Genomic DNA, 22,678 nt, shown 5'->3' on the forward strand with positions numbered 1-22,678 from the left:
CGGAAGAAGAGGGCGGGACGGCAGGTCATGACAGGTTCATTCCGTTGTGGCCAGCGCCGCCGGGCGCTCGAGATAGCCGCCGAACCCGTCGGGAATGATCTCGGTAAGCCGGACTTCGGCTTCGCTGACCTTGTTGATCCGGCCGTAGTTCTGGCCCAGGTGATCGCCGATGGTGACCCGGTGGATCACCGAATCCGGGGCGCGGACCATCGCGTAGGTGCGGGCATTGAAGGTGACGACGCCGACCAGCCGCAGCGCGTCAAGCGGAAATTCCTCGAGCGGCTCGCGGCTGCGGTTCAGGTCCGGACGCAGTGCCGTCAGCTCGCCGGCGGCATTCGGCCGGCCTTCGCCGGACGAGGCCGCGAAGGGGTCACGGCGGTTCTCGCCGACGTAGGCGTAGGCCTCGTACGGTTTCATCTGCGGAATCGGGTCGATCTGCGTGCTCTTGCGCGCCTTGACTTCGGCGACCCAGGTTTCCAGATCGCGCATGTCGCGGCTGCAGCCGGACAGCAGCAAGGCCAGGCCCGCTGCGGCGAATGGCAGCCGCCGGCGGATCATGGCCGGCCCCGGCTGCGCGAGGCGCTGCGGCGCACCGGCTTGCCGTCCGCGCCGACCGCCGGCTGGGCGGCGATCTCGCTGTCGTCGAGGTAGCGATAGGTCTTGGCCAGCGCGCTCATCCGCAGGCTGCCGCGCGGCAGGCCCTGGCTGCCCTGGCCGGTCGCCGGCCGGATCTCCACCTCGTCGATGGTGACGATGCGCGGCAGCGCCGCGACACCACCGGCGAACGCGCCCATCTCGTGATAGCTGCCGGTGACGACGATCCGGTTCGGCACCTCCGCATAGAACTCGCGCGGAATCTCCGCCAGCGGCTGGAACAGCTCTTCTTCAAGACTGGAGGCGACGCGGGTCTGGGAGATGTCGTTGAGCAGGTTCTCGACTTCGGTCTTCGACGGCAGCTGGCGCAGCATCGCGCCGAAGTCTCGCTCCATGGTGTCCAGCTGCGCCTTGTAGGCGTCGAGCGCGGCGACCTTCTTCTGCTTGTTCTCGAACTCGCCGCGCAGCGTGGTTTCCCGGCCTTCCGCAGCTTGCAGGCTGTCGTACTCCGGCACGACCAGCGTCCAGATGCCGAGGCCGAGCAGCAGCAGGAAAGCGAGCACCGAGGCCGCCACGTGCACCCAGCGCGGCCAGGCGCCCGGATTCTTGGCATCCAGCGATTGCAGCTCCGCATAGGCCTGCGCCAGCGTCATGGCGCACCTCCGGCACTGCCGCCGTCACCGTCGGCCGTGGCCTTGGTCAGGTTGGTGACCTGCAGCGTGAACTCGCTGTTGCGCTGCTTGTTCTTTTCGCCGGTCTTGATCACCACCAGCTTCGGGTTGCGGAACCACGGGCTGGCATCGAGATTCTTGATGTAGGCGGAAATGCGGCCGGAGGATTCCGCCGTGCCCTCGATGGTGACGTTCTGGCCACTCTGCTTGATCGATTCGAGGTTCACGCCATCCGGCAGCGTGTTGACGATCTCGTCGAAGAAATGGACGGTCGCCGAGCGGCTTTCCTGCAACTGCTGGATCACGTTCATCCGCGACACGAGGTTCGCCTTGACCTTCTCCAGCTCCTCGATTTCCTTGATCTGCTTGTCCAGATCGCGGATCTGCGCCGTCAGGTAGGCGTTGCGCTGGTTCTGGTGGTCGACCGCGCCGGTCATCGTCACGTAGCCGAGGCCCAGCAGCGCCACGCCGGCGCCGATGCCGAGGCCGAGCATGGTCAGGAATTCCTTGCGCCGGCGCGCGCGCCGGGCGGCGCGCCAGTCGAGCAGGTTGATCCGGGTTGCCATTGGCGTGCGGCCCTAGTTGTCGAGATCGAAGGCGCGCAGCGCCAGGCCAGCGGCAATCAGCATCGACGCCTGGTCCTGCCCGAGCTGTGCCGGCTTGGCGCGGGCACCGATGCTCATCTTCGCGAACGGCTGGGCGATCACGCAGGGAATCTGCAGGCGCTTCTGCATCGCCACGTCGATGCCCGGAATGTGCGCGCAGCCGCCGCCGAGGATCAGCTGGTCGATCACGTTGTGGCGCGAAGCGGCGGCGAAGAAGAACTGCAGCGAGCGGTCGATCTGCTGCGCCATGTCGGCGATGAAATGGCTCAGCACCTCGGTTTCGTAGTTCGGCGGCAGGTTGCCGAGCCGCTTGGCCTTGCCGGCTTCCTCGTAGCTCATGCCGTAGAACCGCATGATGTCCTCGGTCAGCTGCCGGCCACCGTAGGCCTGGTCGCGGGTGTAGACGCTCTGCAGGTCGTGCAGCACCAGCAGCGAAGTGGTCGAGGCGCCGACGTCGACCACCGCCACTGTCTTGCCGACGCCGTTGGCCGGCATCTGGTGGGTCAGCAGCTCGCAGGCGTTTTCCAGCGCATAGGCCTCGATGTCGACCACCTTCGGCGTCAGCCCGGCGATTTCCAGCGCGGCGATCCGCGATTCCACCTGCTCCTTGCGGCAGGCGGCCAGCAGCACCTCGACGTTGTCGCGGTCGCGCGCCGCCGGGCCCAGCACCTGGAAATCGAGGTTCACTTCGTCGATCGGATACGGGATGTACTGATCGGCCTCGGCCTTGATCTGTTCCTCCCGGTCGTTGTCGCTCAGCGCCGCCGGCATGGCGATCACCTTGGTGATTACCGAGGAGCCGGCGACGGCGACCGCCGCCTGCCGGTTGCGGGTGCCGGCCCGGCTGACCGCGCGGCTGATCACTTCGCCGACCGCACGGGGATCGGTGATCTGGCGATCGGTCACGGCACCGTGCGGCAGCGCTTCGACGGCAAACGATTCGACGCTGTAGCGATCGCCGCGACGGGCAAGCTCCAGCAGCTTGACGGCGCTGGACGAGATGTCGAGGCCGATCAGTTCGCGGCTGGCACCCCCGAACAGCGCCTGTTTGATCGACATGAGCCGCGTCCCCCGGTGATTCCTTGCTGAACAGCCCTTATCGGCGTGGCCTTGTCTTGCTTTAACCGTGTCGCGAGCCGGCTGGATGACGGCATCCGGGGCAGGACTTAATATAGCCCACGTGGTGTACGGCGCAACGACAGCAACCGTCTCTAAGTGTCTGATCGAAGTCCTAAAGCAGGCGATGAACGGCGGCTGGCAACGCCCGGCGCCGAAGCCTGCAAGGCCTGTCCCGCAGCCTGCGCCGACGCGCGATCGCGTTCGCGCTCCGGCCTTCCAACCGAGACTCCCGATTGAATCCTGAAACCCGCAGTCGCGGCAGCCTGCTTGGCCGGATCGCGCTGATCGGCGCGGCCCTCGTGGTGGTCCTGTCGATCGGCGGCTTCTTCGCCATCAAGGCCTGGGTGACGCCGCAGCTGCCGTCGGTGGAAAGCCTGCACGAGATCCGCCTCGGCGTGCCGCTGCGGGTCTACACTCGGGACGGCAAGCTGATTGGCGAATTCGGCGCCGAACGGCGCGAACCGCTGCGCTACGACCAGCTGCCGAAGCCGCTGGTGCAGGCCTTCCTGGCGGCCGAGGACGACCGCTTCTTCGAGCATTCCGGCGTCGATGTCGCCGGCCTGGCCCGCGCGGCGGTGATCCTGGCGTCGACCGGCGAGAAGCGGCAGGGCGGCTCGACCATCACCATGCAGCTGGCCCGCAACGTGTTCCTGAGCAACGAGCGGAGCTTCTCGCGCAAGTTCAAGGAAATCTTCCTGGCCCAGAAGATCGAGGCCGAGCTGACGAAGGAAGCAATCCTCGAGCTGTACCTGAACCGCATCTTCCTCGGCAATCGCGCCTATGGCGTCGGTGCGGCGGCGTCCGTCTACTACGGGCGCGAGGTCGCCAAGCTCAGCCTGGGCGAGATGGCGCTGATCGCCGGCCTGCCGAAGGCGCCGTCGCGCGACAACCCGCTGAGCAACCCGGTACGCGCCAAGAACCGCCGCGACTATGTGCTGCGACGGATGCACGATCTCGGCTACATCGACGACGGTGCCTGGAAGACGGCGGTCGCCGAGCCGATCACCGCGTTCGAGCATGCCACCCAGGTCGACGTCGAAGGCCGCTACGTGGCCGAGATGGTGCGCGCGGAGCTGTTCGCCAAGCATGGCGAGGCGACCTACACCGACGGCTTCGTGGTCACCACCACGCTCGACAGCGTTCGCCAGCAGGCGGCGACGGCAGCGCTCAGGGGCGGCCTGCTGGCCTACGAGGAACGCCACGGCTACAACGGCGCGGAGGCAAAGCTGCCGGATGCGGTCCGCGCGCGGCTTGCGGGCAATCCGGCGGCGCCGGACGTGCTGGCCCAGCTGGCCGCGCGGCCACCGGTGGCCGGGCTGCTGCCGGGTGCGGTGCTCGGCTACACGCCGGAACTGCTGCGGGTGATCACCGAGAACGGCATCGTCGAACTGCCGAAGAAGGCGTTTGCCTGGGCCGGCTTCAGCGACAAGCGCCAGCCCGCGGTCGGCGACATCGTCCGTGTCGCCAAGATCGGCAGCGACTGGCGGCTCACCCAGGTGCCGGCCGTGCAGGGCGCGCTGGTGGCGCTCGATCCGCGTGACGGCAGCGTGCAGTCGCTGGTCGGCGGGTATGACTTCTTCCTCGGCAACTTCAACCGCGTGACCCAGGCGCGCCGCCAGGTCGGCTCCGGTTTCAAGCCGTTCCTGTATACCGCCGCGCTGTCGAAGGGCTTCACGCCGGCCTCGGTGTTCCTTGACGCGCCGGTGGTGTTCACCTCCAGCGTCAATCCGGACGATGACTGGCGACCCGGCAATTACGAAGGCAAGTTCCGCGGCCCGATGCGGCTGCGCGAAGCGCTGGCGCTGTCGCGCAATCTGGTGTCGGTGCGCGTCGCGCAGGCCGTCGGCATCGAATACACGCGGCAGTTCGCGACCCGCTTCGGCTTCGAGAAATCGCGGCTGCCGGCCGATCTGACGGTGGCGCTCGGCAGTGCGTCGATGACGCCGATGGAGCAGGCACGCGCCTACGCGGTGCTGGCCAATGGCGGCTTCCTGGTCGACCCGTACTTCATCGACGTGATCCGCGACGGCAGCGGCCGGGAGATTTTCCGCGCCCGTCCGAAGCGCGCCTGCCCGGCCTGCGACGCCCCGCCGCCGGCCGCGCCGGAGCCGCTGAGCGATCCTGCGACGGGCGCCGTGATCGCGGCTGCGCCGGCGCCGGCACCATCGGCAGAGCCGCCCGAACCGCTGGTGCCGGAGGAAGACCGCGCGCCGCGCGTGCTGTCGGCCGATCTCGACTACCTGATTACCAGCATGCTGCATGACGTGGTCACGCGCGGCACGGCGCCGCAGGTGAAAGCGCTCGGCCGTGACGACCTGGCCGGCAAGACCGGCACCTCCAACGACGAGACCGACGCCTGGTTCAACGGCTATTCGGCCTCGCTGGTCGGCGTCGCCTGGGTCGGCTTCGACCAGCCGAAGCCGCTCGGCAAGGGCGAGGTCGGCGGCCGTGCGGCGGTGCCGATGTGGATCGATTACATGCGGACGGCGCTCAAGGGCGTGCCGCAGGAAAAGCAGCCGAAGCCGCCCGGCCTGACCGAGATCGCGATCAATCCGGCCACCGGCAAGCTGGTGTCCGGCGACACCCCGGGCGCCCTGTACGAAGTGGTGCAGAGCGATCACGTGCCGCCGGCGGATGACGGCGTCAATCCGTATGGCAATGCCGACGATGCCAGCGGCGACATCTTCTGATGAAGGCCCGCAGCGGTGGCGGTAGCAGCGGCGAGGCGAGCCGCGAGCTGATCGCGGAGTGCGCGCGCATCGTCTGCGAGGAAGATGTGCTCGACTACCGCGCCGCCAAGCACAAGGCGATGCAGCGGCTGGGGCTGTCGCCGCGCAGCGCGATGCCGGACAACGCCAGCATCCAGGCGGCCGTGATCGAGTACCAGCGCATCTTCGGCGGCAGCGACTACGCCGAGCGGCTGATCGCGTTGCGCCGTACCGCCGTGCAGGCGATGAAGCTGCTGCAGCCGTTTGATCCGCGCATGGTCGGCGCGGCGGTCAGCGGTGCGATCACCGCCGCCCACCGCGTGCAGATCCACGGCTTCGCCGATCGCCCGGAAGCGCTCGACCTGTTCCTGGCCGAACGCAACATTCCGTTCGAGCAGGACGAGCGCGACTACCGCTACCCCGATGGCCGCGAGGACGCCGTGCCGCTGGCACGCTTCGAGGCCGGCGAGATCGGCGTCGACGTCGCCATGTTCGGTCTCGATGACCTGCGCCGCACGCCGCTGTCGCCGAGCGACGGCCTGCCGATGAAGCGGCTGAAGCTCGCCGAGGCCGAAGCGCTGGCGGCGCTCGACGCAACGGCGATCCTCGGCCACGGCTGAACTGCAGCCGGCTTGGATCGGTGAAGCGGGCTCAGAAGTCGAACGTGTACTTCAGGCCCAGATAGACCTTCGGATCATCGTCGCGGCCGTTTTGCAGATCGGCCGCGCCGAGCGTGGTGTCGACGGCGGTCAGCGAGAACACCAGCCCCGGCAGGATGGTCTTGGCAATCGACAGGCTGTAGTCGACGTACTGGTCGCCGAAGGCCAGCGCCGCGCCACGGCCGTGGGTGTAGCCGGCCTGTGCGGTGATCGCCACGGTCGGCGTCAGCGCGTGGGTGTAGGCGGCCGAGTAGTAGTAGCTCGGCTTGCCGGTGGCGACGAAGTCCGGCGAGTAATAGAACTGCGCCTTGACCGGGCCGGCGAGCAGCGTGGTGCCGAACTCGGCGGTGTCGAGATCGCGGGTGTCCGGCGCGAACGGCGGGTTTTCCTGATCTTCCGGCAGCACGTAGTACAGCGCGAACACGTCGACCGACACGGTGTCGCTGAAGCGGTGCAGGTAGCCGGCGTAGACATCCAGCTCGGAGCCGCCGAACAGCGCCGTGTTGCTGGCCCAGATGCCGGCCAGCGCGCCGCTGTCGTGGAAGTAGTCGATGCCGCCCTGCACGGCCGCGCCGCCCTCGGCGGCCACGCCGCGGAACACGTATTCGCTGAAGGCGCCGACATTGCCGCGGAACGCGGCTTCCGCTGGCGCGCTGAAGGCACCGAGGCCAAGCAGCGCACACAGCGCCGCAGCTGCCACCGGATGGGCATTTTTCTGGATCACGTCAGTCTCTCTCCCTGCTGGCCGCGCTCGCGCCGCCGATGGCGGCTGCGGCAGACGGCTCGTCTGTTGTGGATGGTCTCGATCAAGGGCGGCGAACCGCCGGCGAAGCCTCGCAAGCAGGCGATGGCCCGGTCAATCGGCGAAGACGCTGCGGGCCTTTCGTATCATCCGCCGCCATGAGCCTGACGCCCCCGCCTGCCGGCACGCCGCCCGCGTTCGCTGGCCATGCCCTGCTGCCGCTGCCCGACCGCGCGCTGCTCTGGCCGGCCGCGCGCACGCTGATCGTCGCCGACGTGCACCTGGGCAAGGGGGCCGCGTTCCGGCGCGCCGGCGTGCCGGTGCCGAGCGGCGCCACGTCCGATGATCTGGCCCGTCTCGATGCGCTGATCGCCGCGCACCGGCCCGATCGGCTGCTGGTGCTCGGTGACCTGTTCCACACGCGGCTGTCGCAGGACGAGCCGGCGATGGCCGCGATCGACGCTTTTCGCGTCCGTCACGCCGCGCTGCACTGGCTGGCGATTCGCGGCAACCATGACCGGCAGGTCGAGCGCCTGCCGGCAGACTGGCGCATCGACTGGGTCAGCGGTGCGCTGCACCAGCCGCCGTTCGTGTTCGCGCACGAGCCGCAGGCCGATCCGCGCGGGCTGGTGCTGGCCGGGCACCTGCACCCGGTGCTGCTGCTGAAATCGCGGCGCGACGCCGCGCGGCTGCCGGTGTTCTGGTTCCGTCACGCGCAGCGAATCGGCGTGCTGCCGTCGTTCGGCAGCTTCACCGGCGGCTACCCGGTGCAGCCTGAAGCGGCGGACGCGGTGATCGCCGTGACGCCGGACGGACTGGTTCCGATACAGTCCGGCAAACCTTTCGAACCCTCTGTGCCATGCATGTCCTGATCACCGGCGGTACCGGATTCATCGGTCGCGAACTGGCCGCCAGCCTGCTGGCCGATGGCCATGCCGTGACGGTGCTGACCCGCGAGATCACCTCGTCCGGCAACCGGGTGCCGAACGGCGCCAAGGCGATCCGCGACCTGGCCCGCGCCGATGCCGTCGACGCCGTGGTCAATCTGGCCGGCGCCAACCTCGGCGGCACGCGCTGGAATCCGGTCACCAAGATGGGCTTCCGCACTTCGCGGATCGACACCACGCGGCGGCTGGTCGACTGGATGAGCCGGCTGGGCACGCGGCCGAAGGTGCTGGTATCCGGCTCGGCGATCGGCTGGTACGGCCCGCAGGGCGACGAGGTGCTGACCGAAAGCGCGCCGGCCGGCGGCGATTTCTCCGCCACGCTGTGCCGTGACTGGGAAGCCGAGGCGCTGAAGGCGGCGGCACTCGGCGTGCGCGTCTGCACCGTGCGCACCGGCATCGTGCTCGGGCCGAGCGGCCCGGCCGGCGGCGGCGCGCTGGCGCAGATGCTGCCGGCGTTCCGGTTGGGCGGCGGCGGCCCGATGGGCTCCGGCCGGCAGTGGATGAGCTGGGTCCATCGCGCCGATCTGGTGGCGCTGATCCGCTTCCTGATCGAGCGCGAGACCGCGTCCGGCCCGTTCAATGGCACCGCGCCGGAACCGGTCACCAACGCCGAATTCGCGAAGACGCTGGGCCGGGTGCTGAAGCGGCCGGCGATCCTGCCGATGCCGGGCTTCGCGCTGAAGCTGATCGTCGGCGAGATGGCCGAGATCCTGCTGAGCGGCCAGCGGGTGGTGCCGCAGGCGGCGCTCGATCAGGGCTTCCGATTCCGCTTCCCGACGCTGGAAGCGGCGCTGCGCGACGTGCTCGGCGGCTGAAGTCGCGCGGTTCCGCCGTCAGCGCTGCCGCAACTGGCGGGCTGCGGCCAGCCCGAGCAGTGCCAGCGCGATGATCGTGAATGGAATGGTGCTGGCGCCGATCAGGTAGCCGGCGACGCCGGCGAGGTCGGCTTCGCCCAGCCGGGTGCTGCCGGCCGACAGCGCGCGGTTGCTGGAGGCGTTGGCCAGATGGAAGAACACCGTGTTGCCCCAGCCGGTCCAGACCAGTCCGCCGACGATCCAGCGCTGCGCGGTGGGGCCGGGCGCGGTCGGCACCAGCGCCAGCCCGCCGAGCATCATCAGCATGCCGTTGAGCACGCCGGCCACGTGGGCGACGCGCCAGCCGTGTTCGCTGCCGGGCACCGGCAGCGTGATCGGCAGGGTCACCGGCCAGACGTGCCAGGCGTCGAGGATCGCGAACACCAGCCCGAAGCCGGAGACCAGGCCGATCACGCCGATCGCCGCGCCGTGCATCAGCAGCGTCAGCCGGCCGCGCTCGGTGCGACTGGGCGGGCTGCTCATGTGGACCGGGGCTCCGGCCGCAGCGAACGCCAGGCGATCAGCGCCAGGATCGCCATCACCACCAGGATGCCGACGTAGAACAGGCCGAAGGCGATGTTGTTCGTCAGCACCGCGTTGGCGGCGAGGCCTCGGCTGTCCGGGAACAGCGCGTCGCACATCGAGCCGGCGACCAGCGTCCAGCCGGTGAAGATGATCCCCCAGGTGATGCGCCGCAGGCCGGTGACAGTGAACGGCAGCTGCGGCAGCAGGGCGGCGATCAGCCAGATGATCGAGCCGTTCAGCAGCGCTTCCAGATGCGACATGCGCCAGGCCTTGTAGCTGCCGGGCATCTGGAATTCGATGACGCCAGGGAACGGCCACAGCTTGATCGCGCCGATCAGATGGAATAGGAAGCCGAAGCCGATCACGCCGCCGGTGAAGATCAGCAGGGCGCCGTGGCCGATCAGCAGGCGGCGCAGCGGCCGAAGTGGGTCGGTCGGCGTCATGCAGGCAGACCAGCTGGCGCGGCTGCGGAGGCGGGCGCGAACGGCACCGGAATGTCCGGGTGCTGGGTGTCGAGCAGCGGTGGTTCGTCCTGCGCGGCGGTGGCGTGGCCAGCGATCCAGTCATCGACCCAGCGCGGATTGGTTTCCTGCCGGGGGTCATGTCCGGGCAGCATCGCCCGCAGCAGGTAGGGGCCGACGTGGCGGACGAAGCTGCCGAGGCGACGCGCCAGCCGCAGCCGCGACGACAGCCGATACCACAGGCCTTCCTTCTTCAGGATCGCGCGATAGCCGCGCATCGAGTACCACATGACGTCCAGCGAACCGTGCAGCACGCCGGCGGCGCGGACCAGGTAGTTGACCAGGCCGCCGCCGTACAGCGCGTGGTAGACATCGTGCGCCACGCACTTGTGTTCGCATTCCTCGACGAAGTGCCAGAGGATGAACGAGGCCACGCGGCTGTCGGCGCCGCCGAACAGCGGCTGCCGGTAGTCGACCAGCCAGCGGGTGACGCCGAGCGTCATCGCCTCGAAACCGGCCGTGTAGGCCATCCGCGTGCGCAGCGAGCGCCGGGACAGCCGCGCGTACGACGCTGTCATGTCGGCCTCGATCTGCGCCAGCTCCGGATAGCGGCTGCGCTTCAGCAGCTCGTTGAACCGGCGGTGCGCCTGGTAGTGGTGCTGCTCCTGGGTGTTGAAGGCGCGCCCGCTGTCCGCGACGGCCGGGTCCGCCACCTGCGGCAGCGCCTCGCGGATCGTGCGGATCAGGAACGGTTCCAGGTACGGCATCACCAGCGAGGCGCCGTTGACCATCGCGGTGAATTCCGGATCACCCGGCTTCCACTGCGGATTCAGGTCATCGGGGAACGCGAACGGGATGCGCCGGGGAATCGGGATCATCACCGGCAGCGACGTGGGTTGCGACATGGCGTATCTCCTCGGAAGCAGTGGTGCGCCGTGATGCCGGCGTCTCGTCGAAATGTTCCAGCCCGGCGCGCAGGCAGCGGATCAGCGTCGGCACCAGCGCCGGCAGGTCCCGGCCCATCACGAACTGGCCAGCCACCTGCAGCGACACCAGCCCGTGGGCACCGATCCAGAACAGGTGGGCGGCGGTCAGCGGGTCGACCCGATCCGGCAGGTGGCCGCTGGCCTGGCCGGCCGCGATCACGCGCCGGCAGACGTCCAGCGCGTCGCGACGCGCGGCCTTCAGCTCGATCGAGCGACGTGCCACGTCGGTGTCGTCGAGCTTGAAGAACATCAGGGCGTAGCGGTCCGGCCGTTCGATGCCGCTGCGGATGTAGGCCGCTGCCAGCGCTTCCAGCTGCGCCTCCGGATCGTCGAGCCCGGCGATCGCCGTGAGCATGGCCTGCTCGATCCAGCGGAACGCCCGCGCCCGCAGCGCGTTGACCAGTTCGTCCTTGCTCGCGAAGTAGCGGTACGGCGCCGAATAGCTCAGCTCCATCTCGGTCGCCAGCCGCCGGAAGCTCAGCGCTTCAAGCCCGCCGTGCTTCTCGAACACCGCCATGGCGGCTTCCAGGATGTCATCGCGCTTCTTCGCGCGAACGTCGTCGGGTTGTCGGTTACGAGCCATGGACGACATGCTGCCGCCATTAACGTAACAGTGTCAACACTAAAAGCCGACCCGCGGTTGGCCGTCGTCGTGCGTCGCTGCTCGCCGCCGTCAGGCTTGCGGTGCCGGGCGGTCGGCGGCCAGGCGCGCGCGCAGCAGCGCGGCCTCGTCACGGATCGCCTCGAGCGCCGCCGGCTTCATCCTGTCCAGGTTGCGCAGCTGCATCACCAGCCGCGGATGGCCGGCGAAGCGTTGCCGGTGGCGGTCGAGAAAATCCCAGTACAGGGTCGTGAACGGGCAGGCCTTCGGGCCGGTGCTCTGGCCCGGATCGAAGCGGCAGCCACGGCAGTAGTTGCTCATCTTGTCGATGTACTTGCCGCTGGCGATATACGGCTTGGAGCCCATCAGGCCGCCGTCGGCGAACTGGCTCATGCCGATGGTGTTCGGCACCTCCACCCATTCCACCGCGTCGACATAGACCGCCAGGTACCAGGCATGCACCTCGCGCGGCCGCACGCCGAGCAGCAGCGCGAACAGGCCGGTCACCATCAGCCGCTGGATGTGGTGTGCATAGCCGTGGCGCAGCGTGTCGCCGACAGCGCTGCTGAGGCAGCGCATCTCGGTTTTGCCGGTCCAGTAGAACGCCGGCAGCGGCTGATCGGCGCCCAGCGCGTTGTCGTCCAGATAGGCCGGCATGTGCCAGAAGTACAGGCCGCGCACGTATTCGCGCCAGCCGATGATCTGGCGCACGAAGCCTTCGACACTGGCGATCGGCGCCCGCTTCGCGCGATAGGCGGCGATCGCCGCGTCGATCACCTCGCGCGGGTTCAGCAGCTTCAGGTTCATCGCCGCCGACAGGCGCGAGTGGTACAGCAGCGGCTCGCTGTCCCAGATCGCGTCCTCGAACGGCCCGAAGGCCGCCAGCCGGTGTTCGATGAAATCGTCGAGCGCCAGCAGCGCATCGGCGCGCGTCACCGGCCAGTCGAAGTGCTGCAGCTCCCCCGGATGATCGGCGTAGCGCGTCCCGACCATCGCGATCACCTCGGCGGTGATGGCATCGGGCAGGAAGCGGCGTGGCTTCGGCACGAAGCCCGGGCCGGCCTTGCCGAAGGCCTCGCGGTTGTCGTGGTCGTAATTCCATTCGCCGCCTTCGGGCTGGCCGTCGGCGTCCATCAGCACGCCGGTGCGGCTGCGCACGGCGCGATAGAAATGCTCCATGCGCGGCTGCTTGCGGGCGCCCATCCAGCTGCGGAACTCGGCGACCGTGGTGATGAAATGGCGATCGACGCGGATGTCCAGCGGCACCCCGGCCGCCGCGCAGACCTGTTCGATGTCCCGCGCCAGCCGCCATTCGCCCGGCTCGACGACGATCAGCCGGGCCGGCTTCAGCGAGGCGAGCGAGGCCGCCAGCGCTGCGGCCAGCGTGGCGTGCGGGTGGGCGTCGGTCGCGAGGTAGGTGACGGGCCAGCCCCGGGCGTCCAGCGTGGCGTGGAAATGCCGCATCGCCGACAGGAAGATCGCGATCCGGGTCTTGTGGCTCCAGACGTAGTTCGCCTCGGCCGGGGCCTCGCACATCCAGACCCGGTCCTGCGCCGGGTCGAAGCCGTCAAGGGCTGCGGAATGTTCGTCCAGTTGATCGCCGAGCACGGCGATGAGATTGCGCATGGGAAAGGTTCATGTGGGAAGGGAATTCAGGGCCGGCGCGGCGTCCCGGCCGGTACCCGCAGCCCTGGCGTCGGCGAGGCCGACGCGGCGCTGGACCCGGCTGCGGCACCTGCCGACGACCGTCGGCTGCGGCAGGCATCGGAGCAGTAGCGCACCTCGTCCCAGACCTTCTCCCACTTCTTCCGCCAGGCGAATGGACGCTGGCAGACGGCGCAGGTCTTCTCGGGCAGATGGGGCTTGCGGTGGGGCACGGGTGCGGCTTTCGGCGGCGTGATGGCCGGATTGTGCACGAGGTCTGGCGCGCGCTTGGCAAGGCCTGGCAGCGCTCGGCGACAAGGCCGGGCGGAGGGTTGTTGCGCTCCGGAGCGCGCGCCCGAAGCCTTCAGGCCGTGGCGGTGGCCGAGGGCAGGGCCTGCCCGATGCGGCGTGACCGGATATCGTCCAGCGTCCGGCCGATCGCCGACTGCAGCCGCACCATTTCCAGCTGCTGCCAGGTGGCGCGTTCGCCGCTGCGGATCAGCGCCAGCACTTCGGCTTCGCTGCGCAGGCGCATCAGCTTGCGGGGATCGACCAGGCGGTAGTCGGGGAAGATGTTGATGTCGCCGGTATAGCGCTGGTTGATCACCGAGCGGGTCATCGTGACCCAGCGTTCGAGCGCCGGATGGCGCTGCGCCGGGCCTTGCAGCGCGGCGAGGTTGGCGTCGACCACTTCCAGGGTGATCCGCCGCAGCGCCTTGCGGTAGCGGCCCAGCGCGCCGCTGCCGCCGCCGGTGGCGGCACGCAGGAACGGCAGCACCAGCGGATTGGTCTGGCTGACGACGAAGTGGTTGACCGCGTAGAGCCGGCCGATGCGCTTGGTCGGCAGGTCGTCGCTGACCGAGCCGTCGACCCAGCGGCGGCTTTCCAGGTACGGCAGCCGTTCGCCCTGCGGGCCCTTGGCCATCAGCATCACCGGCGGCAGGATGCCGGGCACGGCCATGGTCGCCAGCAGCGCCTCGCGCAGGCAGACCGATGGCGAGGCGATGGCGTTCAGCAGCCGCGAGGTCTGGTGGCGCTCGGCCGGGGCGATGGAGATATTGATGCGCCGGCCGGTCAGGGCCTGCGCCTGCTGGAAGCTCAGGTCGGGCACCAGGCGTTCGACCATGTCGCGAACGCCGGCGGGGGAAATCGACGACGGCCGCAGCGCCGACATCCGCTGCCACAGGCTGGTTTCGCGGCGTACTTCGGCCAGCAGGAAGCCGGGCTCGAACATCCGCACCAGTTCGTCGTCGGTATGGGTGCCGGCGATCGACGCCACCAGCGCGCCACCGCTGGAACCGCACATGACGTTCGGCAGCAGCTGCTGTTCCCACAGCGCCTTGACCACGCCGACATGGAAGTAGAACAGCGAGCCGGAGCCGCTGAGCATCAGCGCCGAGCGGCCGTAGCAGGCGCTGGCGCGCTCGAAGAAATCGTGGCGGACCGGCCACGGCAGGTCGTCCGCCGCCGGGCTGGCCAGATGCTCCAGCACCGCGATCACTTCGGCGACGTAGTCGTGGATCAGCTGCTTGGTGCCGTAGCGGGCTCGCCGGTACAGCGCCGAATTGCCCATGCCGTCAAGGTTGCCGTGCACGCCTTCGTTCAGCGTGTACAGCAGGCCGGCGTTGTCGCCGGCTTCGCGCAGCGCGCGCAGCTGGGTCAGGCGCTTGCGGACCGAGCGGAAGTCATAGCGGGCGGAGGCGTCGCGCTGCTGCCAGCCGGCGGCGCCGGAGTGGCGGTCGTGGGCTTCGGCTGCTTCGCGCCATTCGGCGTGGCTGCAGGCCTGGGCCATCTGCTGCTCGTAGCGGGCAAGGCGGGTCAGCGGGGGCATGGTCAGGCATCGAACGGAGGCGGGTGCCGGCGCCGGAGCGGCATCGGTCTGAAACCCGCAGGCTGCGCAGGATAACGGGGGCGACGGGCCGTCGGCACCTCGAACCGGCGGCGGGCCGCTGCCTGCCTGGCAACGGTGGCGGCGGGACGGCGATGAACCTTCATCGCCGCCCCGCCGCTGGCCGGGGCTCAGGCCAGCTCGAAGCCGGCGTAGCCCTTGCGCTGTACCTCGCTGCAGGCCTCGCGATACGCCGGCAGGCCGCCGATGTAGCTCAGCAGGCGGCTCGGCTTGCCTTCGATGTTGGCCCCCGTGTACCAGGAGCGGGTCTTGGCGACCAGCGTCTGCGCGGCCAGTTCGTCGTGGTGGGCCAGCCAGCTGGCTTCGGTTTCGGCCGCCGGCTCCATGCGCGTGCGGCCTTCCTTGACCAGATGCTCGATGCATTCGGTGATCCACTGCACCTGGTGCTGCAGGCAGGTCGGCGCGTTGCAGAACGCGGCCGCCGGCGCGTACGGCGCGCTGGTGGTGAACAGGTTCGGATAGCCGTGGATCTGCAGGCCCATCGTGGTGCGGACCTCGCCTTTCCACTCGCTGCGCAGGCTGCGGCCGCCGGTGCCGCGGATGTCGATGGCGGTGAGGCCGCCGGTGCCGGCGTCGAAGCCGGTGGCCAGGATGATCACGTCCAGCGCGATCTCGCCGGCGGAGGTGCGGATGCCGGTTTCGGTGATCTCGACGATCGGCGTTTCGCGCAGGTCGACCAGCGACACGTTGTCGCGGTTGTAGACATCGAAATAGCCGTTCTCCAGCGGTACCCGGCGCGTGCCGAAGCCGTGGTCGGCCGGCACCAGCTTGGCGGCGAGCTTCGGATCGCGGATGCGGGCGCGGATCTTCTCGCGCACGAATTCGGAGATTTCCTCGCTGACGGCGGCATCGGTCAGCAGTTCCATGAAGCCGGCCACCCAGATGCGCAGCGAGCCGTCGGCCCACAGCCGTTCCAGCGTGGCGCGGCGCTGTTCGGGCGTCAGGCTGAAGTACGGGCTGCTTTCGGCCGCTTCGTCGAAGCCGACGAAGGTGGTCCAGATCGCTTCGCGGGTCTGCGGATAGCGGGCGCGCATCGCGGCGCGCTCGGCTTCGCCGTAGGTCGGGTTGATCATCGGTACCGCGTAGTTGGCGGTGCGCTGGAACACCGTGAGGCTTGCGACTTCTGGGGCGATCGTCTGGATCACCTGGATGCCGGTGGCGCCGGTGCCGATCACGCCGACCCGCTTGCCCTTCAGGTCCACGCCTTCGCGCGGCCAGCGGGCGGTGTGCACCAGCCGGCCCTTGAAGCGGTCATGGCCCTTGAACGGCGGCACCACCGGCGCCGACAGCGGCCCGAGGGCGGTGATCAGGAAGCGCGCGGCAATGGTTTCGCCGGTGCTGGTCGTCACCTGCCAGCGGCGTGCCGACTCGTCCCAGCGGGCGCTGTCAACCCGGCTGTTGAAGGTGATGTCGCGACGCAGGTCGAAGCGGTCGGCCACGTGGCGGAAGTACGCCGACGACTCGGTGTGGTCGACATAGCGCTGCTTCCAGTCCCAGTCCGCCAGCAGCTCGTCGGAGAACCAGTACTGGTAGATGTGCGACGGCGAATCGGTACGGGCGCCGGGATAGCAGTTCCAGTACCAGGTACCGCCGACGTCCGATGCGGCGTCGACCACCCGCACGTTGAGCCCCAGCTTGCGCAGGGACCAGAGCTGGTAGAGGCCGGTGAAGCCGGCGCCGATGATCAGGGCATCGACGGTGGCACTGCGGTTGACTGCGGGGCTGCCGTGGCCTGGGGCTGTGGCCGGAACTGCGCTCATGCTGATCTCCTCCTCGTGGGTGCGGACCGGTGGTCCTTCGCGTCTGCCGGCATCGGCGGTGCAGCCGCAATGCAGGGACAGCCGGATCATGCGCCGCCCGGCCGTCATCCAGTTGGCAGAACGCGCAACACTGTTGGCATCATGCGCAAGCCCGGTCCCCGTCTGGTTCGCCCTAGGTCATGCCCGGTTACCTGATTCGCAGCGTGATTCTTGAAGGCGCCGATGCGCTCTTGCGCAGCCACGGCCAGCGACCGGCCGTGCTGGCCCGCCGCGCCGGCCTGCCGCCGGCGGCGCTCGGCGATCCCGACCAGCGGGTGCCTGCGGCGGCGGTGCTCCGCTTCTTCGCGCTGGCCTCGGATGCCGCCGGCCTGCCGGATTTCGGCTTGCGGCTGGCCCGCAACGCGCGGCTGGCGGCGCTGATCGGCCCGCTCTGGGTGCTGCTGCGCAACGCCCGCAACGTGCGCCAGCTGTGCGACGAGCTGGTCGACAACTTCGATCTCTACAGCGATGCCGCGCTGGTCGGCCTGACGCCGCTGCCCGGTGGCCGCGCCGCGCTGCTGTCCTGGTCCACCACCCAGGGTCAGGAACTGCAGGAACTGCAAATGGCCGAGTTCTCGCTGGCCGTGCTGGCGGCCGAACTGCGCGTGCGCCTCGGCCGCGACTGGCAACCGCAGGCCGTGCTGTTCCGCCACGCCCGGCCCGCAGGCACGCTGCACCTGCACCGCGCGGTGTTCGGCGACGACCTGCGCTTCAACCAGGACGTCAACGCGCTGCTGCTCGATGGCGACACCCTCGACACCCCGCTGACCCCGCGCAGCGCCGCCGCCCGCGCGCTGGCCAGCCGGCTGGTGCGGATCGAGGAACAGCGCGAGAGCCCGCACGCCGTCGCCCACAACGCCGAGGCCGTGATCCGCGCGCTGATGCCGTATGCGCCGTGCACGCTCGCCGCCGTCGCCGAGGCGCTCGGCGTCGCCCCGCGCACCTTGCAGCTGCACCTGCAGCGCGAGGGCACCGCCTTCGCGCGCCTGCGCGACGCCGTACGCGCCGACCTGGCCGGCAAGTTCCTGCACGACTCCCGGCTCGGCGCAGCGGAAATCGGCGAAATCCTCGGCTACGCCGACCCCACCTCGTTCAGCCGCGCCTTCCGCCGCTGGAACGGCAATGCCCTGCGGCGAATGCGCCGCCCCGGCACAAAACCCTGACACCGTTCACCGCTTTCCGGCGCGCACCTGCGTGCTAAACTTCCACCCGTCGCGCTCGTAGCTCAGCTGGATAGAGTGCTTCCCTCCGAAGGAAGAAGTCAGAGGTTCGAATCCTCTCGAGCGCACCAAATTCAGGAACTTGAAGGCCTGTCGCCCGAACCGCGACAGGCCTTTTTGCTATGCGCCGCTGCAAGCCGTGCAAGCGCTGCACCGGCGTCCGCACGATGGCAGACGTTCGTCGCGCGGCCCGGACGCGCTGTTCCGCAGGCCGCCCACATTGCCAAGCGCATCGGCGCACAGCTGCGCGCATGCCGGGCATCTTCAGGGCATCGTCATCGCAGCAACGGCCGTGGTAAAGGTCCGTTCGAGATAACTGCAGCAGTGCGGCGGAGCTGAAAAATGGACTTGCCAGCGTCATCCGATTTGAAATCGATCCTGCATTCCAGCCGGGCCAACATCTACTACCTGCAGCACTGTCGGGTGCTCGTCAACGGCGGCCGGGTGGAGTATGTGACCGACGAGGGACGACAGTCCCGCTACTGGAACATTCCGATCGCCAATACGACGACGGTGCTGCTCGGTACGGGAACCTCGGTCACCCAGGCCGCCATGCGGGAGTTGGCTAAAGCCGGGGTGCTGGTGGGCTTCTGCGGTGGCGGAGGAACGCCGCTGTACTCCGCGAACGAGGTGGATATCGACGTCGCCTGGTTTTCGCCGCAGAGCGAGTATCGACCGACGGAGTACTTGCAACGTTGGATGCGATTCTGGTTCGACGATGCACGGCGGCTGGCTGCTGCCCGGGCGTTCCAGAAAGCGCGGCTGGAGAGGATTGGACAGGCGTGGTCGAGCCGTCCGTTGGTCGAGGCCGGGTTCGAGGTGGATGTCGATAGTCTCCAGCGTGCGATCCAGGCATCCAAGGCTCATCTGGATGCGGCCCCTGACACCGTCTGTTTGCTGACCGAGGAAGCCCGCCTGAGCAAGCAGTTGTACCTGTTCGCGGCGCGTGCGAGCCGTTACGGCGAATTCACTCGTGCCAAACGGGGCAGTGGCACCGATCCGGCCAATCGCTTCCTCGATCACGGCAACTACCTCGCTTATGGCCTCGCAGCGACCGCCACCTGGGTGCTCGGTCTGCCACACGGCTTGGCGGTCTTGCACGGCAAGACTCGCCGGGGCGGGCTGGTGTTCGATGTCGCCGATCTGGTCAAGGATGCGGCGATCCTGCCGCAGGCGTTCCTGTCTGCGGTTCGTGGTGATGACGAGCAGGAGTTCCGTAGCGGCTGCATCGACAGCCTGACGCGCAGCGAATCGCTTGATTTCATGATCGACACGGTCAAGGCCGTGGCGGACGAGATCGGAGCCGAACCAGCGTGAACGTGCTGCTGGTCTGCCAGTGCGACAAGCGTGCGTTGGTTGAGTCGCGCCGGATCCTCGACCAGTTCGCCGAGCGGCGCGGCACTCGAACCTGGCAGACGCCCATCACCCAGGCCGGGCTCGATACCTTGCGACGGCTGCTGCGCAAGACCGCGCGCAAGAACACAGCGGTGGCCTGCCATTGGCTGCGCGGTCGCGACCAGAGCGAGTTGCTGTGGATCGTCGGCGATGCCCGGCGATTCAATGCGGAAGGTGCGGTGCCCACCAACACAACGACGCGGGACGTGTTGCGCAGCCGTGATGAGAACGACTGGCACAGCCTGCGGCTCATCCACCTGCTGGCGGCGCTTGCCGCTCTGCTCCACGACCTCGGCAAGGCCAGCCGGGCGTTTCAGGAACGACTGGCCGGCAAACGCGTGGAGCGCAACGAGTATCGGCACGAATGGACTTCGTTGCGCCTGTTCCAGGCCTTTGTCGGCCCCGATGCGACGGATGAAGGCTGGCTCAAGCGGCTGATCGAACCGTCTGCCGACGATGACCGGACCTGGACCGAACGTCTGCAGTGCGATGGTCTGGACGCGGTTGTCGACAAGCCGCTGGCCAGCCTGCCGCCGCTGGCCCGGGTCGTGGGCTGGCTGGTGGTCACGCACCATCGGTTGCCCATGAAGCCAGCGAGCGATTCCACCGGCAAGGCGTTGTGGCTCGGTGCGCGTGATGCCAGCTTCCGGGCCGGCCAGCTCGACGACCTGCTACGCAAGATCGCAGCGGACTGGAATGAGCGGCCTGCGGGCGACGACCGCAAGCGGGTCGAGGCCTACTGGCATTTTCCGAAGGGCTTGCCGGTGACCTCGGCACCGTGGCGCAAGCGCGCCGCCCGGGTGGCCCAGCGACTACTGCCGCTGGCCAGCCGAGCGGACACCGAAAACTGGCTCGACGATCCGTATCTCATGCACCTGTCGCGCCTGAGCCTGATGCTCGCAGATCATCACTACTCCGGGCTGACCGCGCCGGCGGAACGCGAGAAGGGCGAAGAGGGCCATGCGTTGTACGCCAATACCGATCGCAGCACGGGCCAGTACAACCAGCCGCTGGATGAACACCTGATCGGCGTCGAGAAGCATGCCGGCATCGTCGTCCATGCCTTGCCGGGCTTCGAGCGCGAGTTGCCGCGCCTGGCGCGGCACAAGGGCCTGCGCAAGCGGAGCCTGGACGAGCGCTTCCGCTGGCAGGATCGTGCCAGCGACACCGCCGCAGCGATTCGAGAACGCGCCGCCCGGCAGGGCGCATTCATCGTCAACATGGCCTCCACCGGTTGCGGCAAGACCCTGGCCAATGCCCGGATCATGTACGCGCTCGCCGACCCGGATCACGGCCTGCGCTGCGCCTTCGCGCTCGGTCTGCGCACCCTGACCCTGCAGACCGGTCAGGCCTTTCGGGCGCTGCTGCAAGCCTCCGAAGACGAGCTGGCGATTCGCGTCGGTGGTGCTGCAGGGCGCGAACTGTTCGAGCATTTCGAGTCCCTGGCCGAACGTTCCGGCTCGGCTTCGTCCCAGGCCCTGCTGCCGGAGGACGGTCGGGTGCTCTATGAGGGCAACCTCGACCAGCCGCTACTGCAGCGGGCGATGAAGGACCCGCAGGTGCGCGCGCTGCTGGCGGCGCCGATGCTGGTTTGTACCGTCGACCATCTGGTGCCGGCCACCGAGAATACGCGCGGCGGCCGGCAGATCGCGCCGATGCTGCGGTTGATGAGCAGCGATCTGGTGCTCGACGAGCTGGATGATTTCGATCTCGACGACCTGCCGGCGCTGACCCGTCTGGTCTACTGGTCCGGCCTGCTGGGCACGCGGGTGCTGGTGTCCTCGGCAACGCTGCCACCGTCACTGGTCAAGGGCATGTACGAGGCCTATCGCGCCGGGCGCGCGATCTACCAGCGGCATCGCGGCGAACCGTACGGCGCGCCGGTCGACATCTGCTGCGCCTGGTTCGACGAATTCCACCAGCAGGCGCAGGACTGCGCTGATGACGCTGTATTCGAAGCGGCTCACCTCGCGTTCGCGGAGAAGCGTCATGCCCGCCTGGGGCAGGATCTTGTCCGTCGTCGCGCGCGACTGGAAGCGCTCGACCTGGCTGGCCTGAAGAAGGAAGCGATGCGCGAGCAGCTGGCGCTGAAGGCGCGCGACGCTGCGCTGGCGCTGCACGTCGCGCATCACACAGTCGATCCGGGGAGTGGCAAACGGGTCAGCTTCGGACTGATCCGCATGGCCAACATCAGCCCGCTGGTCGATGTCGCGCTGGCGCTGTACCGGCTCGGCGTGCCGGCAGGCTTTCGCATACACCTGTGCGTCTATCACTCGCAGTTCCCGCTGCTGATGCGCTCGGCGATCGAGCGGCGTCTGGATCAGGCGCTCGACCGCCGCAAACCCGATGCGGTATTCGCACTGCCGGATATTCGCTCCAGGCTCGACGCGGCAGCAGAAGCCGACCAGCTGTTCATCGTGCTCGGCTCGCCGGTGACCGAAGTCGGTCGGGACCACGACTACGACTGGGCGGTGGTCGAACCCTCGTCGATGCGCTCGCTGATCCAGCTCGCGGGTCGCGTGCGCCGCCATCGACTGTCGGCCTGCGACACACCGAATCTGGCGATCTTCGATCACAACCTGAAGTGCTTCGAGGACACGGGGAAAGCGGCGTACTGCCAGCCGGGCTTCGAGGGCGATGAGGAATTCAGACTCAGCACGCACAGCCTGCAGACCCTCCTGCGTGAAGACGAGCGCGACGTGATCGACGCTCGGCCGCGCATCGTCGAGCGGCCCGAGGCCGAGCGTCGTCGCTACAACGCCAAGCTGGTCGATCTGGAACACGAGCGCCTTCGCCGGGCGATGCAGCGACAGCAGGCATGGCTCAATGCCAGCAGCTTCTGGGCGCAGCCGTTACTGCACCTGACCGGCGTGGCCGCGCAGCAGCAACCGTTCCGCCAGCAGACTCTTCAGCAGGTCGAGGTGTGCCTGCTGCCGAACGACGATGAGGACGACTGCCTGCTGCATCGGCTGCACGAGGAGAAGGACCGGCGCGATGATCTCTGGGTCGATGTCGACGAGGCGCGGCATCATCGCGTTGCAGACCATCGCGTGCGTGGCATCGGCATCGATGCCTGGGCGGGCACCGATTACCTCACGGAACTGGCGCAGCTAGCTGAAGTGATGGAAATGCCGCTACTTGCCTGCGCCGAACGCTATGGCGGCGTGACACTACCCAGGTCCGATGAAGGTTGGTGGTTTCACCCGGCGCTAGGGTTTTCAAGAAAGCGCTGACGCCCG

General features: G+C 68.6%; 20 protein-coding genes and 1 tRNA gene. 8 read left to right on the plus strand and 13 right to left on the minus strand.

The window, feature by feature from the left end:
* Window positions 1-36: 36 nt before the first annotated feature.
* The 4 genes from ACTIGJ_RS16345 to ACTIGJ_RS16360 are packed head-to-tail and all read right to left on the minus strand — an operon-like array spanning window position 37 to window position 2,929.
* Window positions 37-558 (minus strand): pilus assembly protein PilP, encoded by a 522-nt coding sequence (locus tag ACTIGJ_RS16345; RefSeq protein WP_439641386.1) that lies wholly within the window; start codon window positions 556-558, stop codon window positions 37-39.
* Complete coding sequence (locus tag ACTIGJ_RS16350; protein ID WP_439641387.1) at window positions 555-1,247, minus strand: type 4a pilus biogenesis protein PilO; 693 nt, start codon at window positions 1,245-1,247, stop codon at window positions 555-557. The genes ACTIGJ_RS16345 and ACTIGJ_RS16350 overlap by 4 nt, the downstream gene beginning before the upstream one ends.
* Window positions 1,244-1,831: a PilN domain-containing protein gene (locus tag ACTIGJ_RS16355; protein WP_439641388.1), complete on the minus strand. Its 588-nt coding sequence runs from the start codon at window positions 1,829-1,831 to the stop codon at window positions 1,244-1,246. The genes ACTIGJ_RS16350 and ACTIGJ_RS16355 overlap by 4 nt, the downstream gene beginning before the upstream one ends.
* A 12-nt stretch (window positions 1,832-1,843) precedes the next feature.
* Window positions 1,844-2,929, minus strand: coding sequence for a pilus assembly protein PilM (locus ACTIGJ_RS16360; protein WP_439641389.1), 1,086 nt, complete (start codon window positions 2,927-2,929; stop codon window positions 1,844-1,846).
* A gap of 293 nt (window positions 2,930-3,222) precedes the next feature.
* Here ACTIGJ_RS16360 and ACTIGJ_RS16365 point away from each other — a divergent pair, with 293 nt between their 5' ends.
* A complete protein-coding gene (locus ACTIGJ_RS16365; RefSeq protein WP_439641390.1) occupies window positions 3,223-5,679 on the plus strand; it encodes a penicillin-binding protein 1A in 2,457 nt (818 codons plus the stop codon).
* Complete coding sequence (locus ACTIGJ_RS16370) at window positions 5,679-6,317, plus strand: hypothetical protein (protein ID WP_439641391.1); 639 nt, start codon at window positions 5,679-5,681, stop codon at window positions 6,315-6,317. The genes ACTIGJ_RS16365 and ACTIGJ_RS16370 overlap by 1 nt, the downstream gene beginning before the upstream one ends.
* A 31-nt stretch (window positions 6,318-6,348) precedes the next feature.
* Here ACTIGJ_RS16370 and ACTIGJ_RS16375 read toward each other — a convergent pair whose 3' ends face one another.
* Complete coding sequence (locus ACTIGJ_RS16375) at window positions 6,349-7,080, minus strand: TorF family putative porin (RefSeq protein ID WP_439641392.1); 732 nt, start codon at window positions 7,078-7,080, stop codon at window positions 6,349-6,351.
* A gap of 176 nt (window positions 7,081-7,256) precedes the next feature.
* Between ACTIGJ_RS16375 and pdeM the strand changes: the two genes are divergently transcribed.
* A complete protein-coding gene (pdeM, locus tag ACTIGJ_RS16380) occupies window positions 7,257-7,970 on the plus strand; it encodes a ligase-associated DNA damage response endonuclease PdeM (protein ID WP_439641393.1) in 714 nt (237 codons plus the stop codon).
* A complete protein-coding gene (locus ACTIGJ_RS16385; protein ID WP_439641394.1) occupies window positions 7,958-8,860 on the plus strand; it encodes a TIGR01777 family oxidoreductase in 903 nt (300 codons plus the stop codon). The genes pdeM and ACTIGJ_RS16385 overlap by 13 nt, the downstream gene beginning before the upstream one ends.
* An 18-nt stretch (window positions 8,861-8,878) precedes the next feature.
* Here ACTIGJ_RS16385 and ACTIGJ_RS16390 read toward each other — a convergent pair whose 3' ends face one another.
* The 8 genes from ACTIGJ_RS16390 to ACTIGJ_RS16425 all read right to left on the minus strand — a co-directional run bounded on the left by ACTIGJ_RS16390 (window position 8,879) and on the right by ACTIGJ_RS16425 (window position 16,785).
* Window positions 8,879-9,382 (minus strand): hypothetical protein, encoded by a 504-nt coding sequence (locus ACTIGJ_RS16390; protein ID WP_439641395.1) that lies wholly within the window; start codon window positions 9,380-9,382, stop codon window positions 8,879-8,881.
* Window positions 9,379-9,867: a hypothetical protein gene (locus ACTIGJ_RS16395; protein ID WP_439641396.1), complete on the minus strand. Its 489-nt coding sequence runs from the start codon at window positions 9,865-9,867 to the stop codon at window positions 9,379-9,381. The genes ACTIGJ_RS16390 and ACTIGJ_RS16395 overlap by 4 nt, the downstream gene beginning before the upstream one ends.
* A complete protein-coding gene (locus ACTIGJ_RS16400; protein ID WP_439641397.1) occupies window positions 9,864-10,790 on the minus strand; it encodes a metal-dependent hydrolase in 927 nt (308 codons plus the stop codon). The genes ACTIGJ_RS16395 and ACTIGJ_RS16400 overlap by 4 nt, the downstream gene beginning before the upstream one ends.
* Window positions 10,720-11,454, minus strand: a complete 735-nt coding sequence (locus ACTIGJ_RS16405; RefSeq protein ID WP_439641398.1) for a TetR/AcrR family transcriptional regulator — start codon at window positions 11,452-11,454, stop codon at window positions 10,720-10,722. The genes ACTIGJ_RS16400 and ACTIGJ_RS16405 overlap by 71 nt, the downstream gene beginning before the upstream one ends.
* A gap of 90 nt (window positions 11,455-11,544) precedes the next feature.
* Entirely contained in the window at window positions 11,545-13,098 is a 1,554-nt protein-coding gene (locus ACTIGJ_RS16410; protein ID WP_439641399.1) for a cryptochrome/photolyase family protein, read from the minus strand.
* Window positions 13,099-13,124: 26 nt separating this feature from the next.
* Window positions 13,125-13,388, minus strand: a complete 264-nt coding sequence (locus tag ACTIGJ_RS16415; RefSeq protein ID WP_439641400.1) for a DUF2256 domain-containing protein — start codon at window positions 13,386-13,388, stop codon at window positions 13,125-13,127.
* Window positions 13,389-13,480: 92 nt separating this feature from the next.
* A complete protein-coding gene (locus ACTIGJ_RS16420) occupies window positions 13,481-14,947 on the minus strand; it encodes a DUF3336 domain-containing protein (RefSeq protein WP_439641401.1) in 1,467 nt (488 codons plus the stop codon).
* A gap of 188 nt (window positions 14,948-15,135) precedes the next feature.
* On the minus strand, window positions 15,136-16,785 hold the full coding sequence (locus ACTIGJ_RS16425; protein WP_439641402.1) for a flavin-containing monooxygenase: 1,650 nt from the start codon (window positions 16,783-16,785) through the stop codon (window positions 15,136-15,138).
* A gap of 179 nt (window positions 16,786-16,964) precedes the next feature.
* Between ACTIGJ_RS16425 and ACTIGJ_RS16430 the strand changes: the two genes are divergently transcribed.
* From ACTIGJ_RS16430 to cas3f, 4 genes are all read left to right on the plus strand, one after another.
* Window positions 16,965-17,987 carry an AraC family transcriptional regulator ligand-binding domain-containing protein gene (locus tag ACTIGJ_RS16430; protein ID WP_439641403.1) on the plus strand — a complete coding sequence of 341 codons (1,023 nt, stop codon included), beginning with the start codon at window positions 16,965-16,967 and terminating at the stop codon, window positions 17,985-17,987.
* A gap of 51 nt (window positions 17,988-18,038) precedes the next feature.
* A tRNA-Arg gene (locus ACTIGJ_RS16435) sits at window positions 18,039-18,115 on the plus strand.
* A 271-nt stretch (window positions 18,116-18,386) separates the two neighbouring features.
* The gene (gene cas1f / locus ACTIGJ_RS16440) at window positions 18,387-19,361 is read left to right on the plus strand and encodes a type I-F CRISPR-associated endonuclease Cas1f (RefSeq protein ID WP_439641404.1); all 975 of its coding nucleotides are present in this window, start codon (window positions 18,387-18,389) and stop codon (window positions 19,359-19,361) included.
* Window positions 19,358-22,672: a type I-F CRISPR-associated helicase Cas3f gene (cas3f, locus tag ACTIGJ_RS16445; protein WP_439641405.1), complete on the plus strand. Its 3,315-nt coding sequence runs from the start codon at window positions 19,358-19,360 to the stop codon at window positions 22,670-22,672. Before cas1f ends, cas3f begins: the two co-directional genes overlap by 4 nt.
* Window positions 22,673-22,678 lie beyond the last annotated feature (6 nt).

Source organism: Nevskia sp., from assembly GCF_051860985.1.
Classification (GTDB): Bacteria; Pseudomonadota; Gammaproteobacteria; order Nevskiales; family Nevskiaceae; genus Nevskia.

Coding starts and splice junctions, on each gene's coding strand:
- ACTIGJ_RS16345 (WP_439641386.1), bottom strand. CDS start 558: ATGATCCGCCGGCGGCTGCCATTCGCCGCAGCGGGCCTGGCCTTGCTG.
- ACTIGJ_RS16350 (WP_439641387.1), bottom strand. CDS start 1,247: ATGACGCTGGCGCAGGCCTATGCGGAGCTGCAATCGCTGGATGCCAAG.
- ACTIGJ_RS16355 (WP_439641388.1), bottom strand. CDS start 1,831: ATGGCAACCCGGATCAACCTGCTCGACTGGCGCGCCGCCCGGCGCGCG.
- ACTIGJ_RS16360 (WP_439641389.1), bottom strand. CDS start 2,929: ATGTCGATCAAACAGGCGCTGTTCGGGGGTGCCAGCCGCGAACTGATC.
- ACTIGJ_RS16370 (WP_439641391.1), top strand. CDS start 5,679: ATGAAGGCCCGCAGCGGTGGCGGTAGCAGCGGCGAGGCGAGCCGCGAG.
- pdeM (WP_439641393.1), top strand. CDS start 7,257: ATGAGCCTGACGCCCCCGCCTGCCGGCACGCCGCCCGCGTTCGCTGGC.
- ACTIGJ_RS16385 (WP_439641394.1), top strand. CDS start 7,958: ATGCATGTCCTGATCACCGGCGGTACCGGATTCATCGGTCGCGAACTG.
- ACTIGJ_RS16390 (WP_439641395.1), bottom strand. CDS start 9,382: ATGAGCAGCCCGCCCAGTCGCACCGAGCGCGGCCGGCTGACGCTGCTG.
- ACTIGJ_RS16395 (WP_439641396.1), bottom strand. CDS start 9,867: ATGACGCCGACCGACCCACTTCGGCCGCTGCGCCGCCTGCTGATCGGC.
- ACTIGJ_RS16400 (WP_439641397.1), bottom strand. CDS start 10,790: ATGTCGCAACCCACGTCGCTGCCGGTGATGATCCCGATTCCCCGGCGC.
- ACTIGJ_RS16405 (WP_439641398.1), bottom strand. CDS start 11,454: ATGGCTCGTAACCGACAACCCGACGACGTTCGCGCGAAGAAGCGCGAT.
- ACTIGJ_RS16410 (WP_439641399.1), bottom strand. CDS start 13,098: ATGCGCAATCTCATCGCCGTGCTCGGCGATCAACTGGACGAACATTCC.
- ACTIGJ_RS16420 (WP_439641401.1), bottom strand. CDS start 14,947: ATGCCCCCGCTGACCCGCCTTGCCCGCTACGAGCAGCAGATGGCCCAG.
- ACTIGJ_RS16425 (WP_439641402.1), bottom strand. CDS start 16,785: ATGAGCGCAGTTCCGGCCACAGCCCCAGGCCACGGCAGCCCCGCAGTC.
- ACTIGJ_RS16430 (WP_439641403.1), top strand. CDS start 16,965: ATGCCCGGTTACCTGATTCGCAGCGTGATTCTTGAAGGCGCCGATGCG.
- cas1f (WP_439641404.1), top strand. CDS start 18,387: ATGGACTTGCCAGCGTCATCCGATTTGAAATCGATCCTGCATTCCAGC.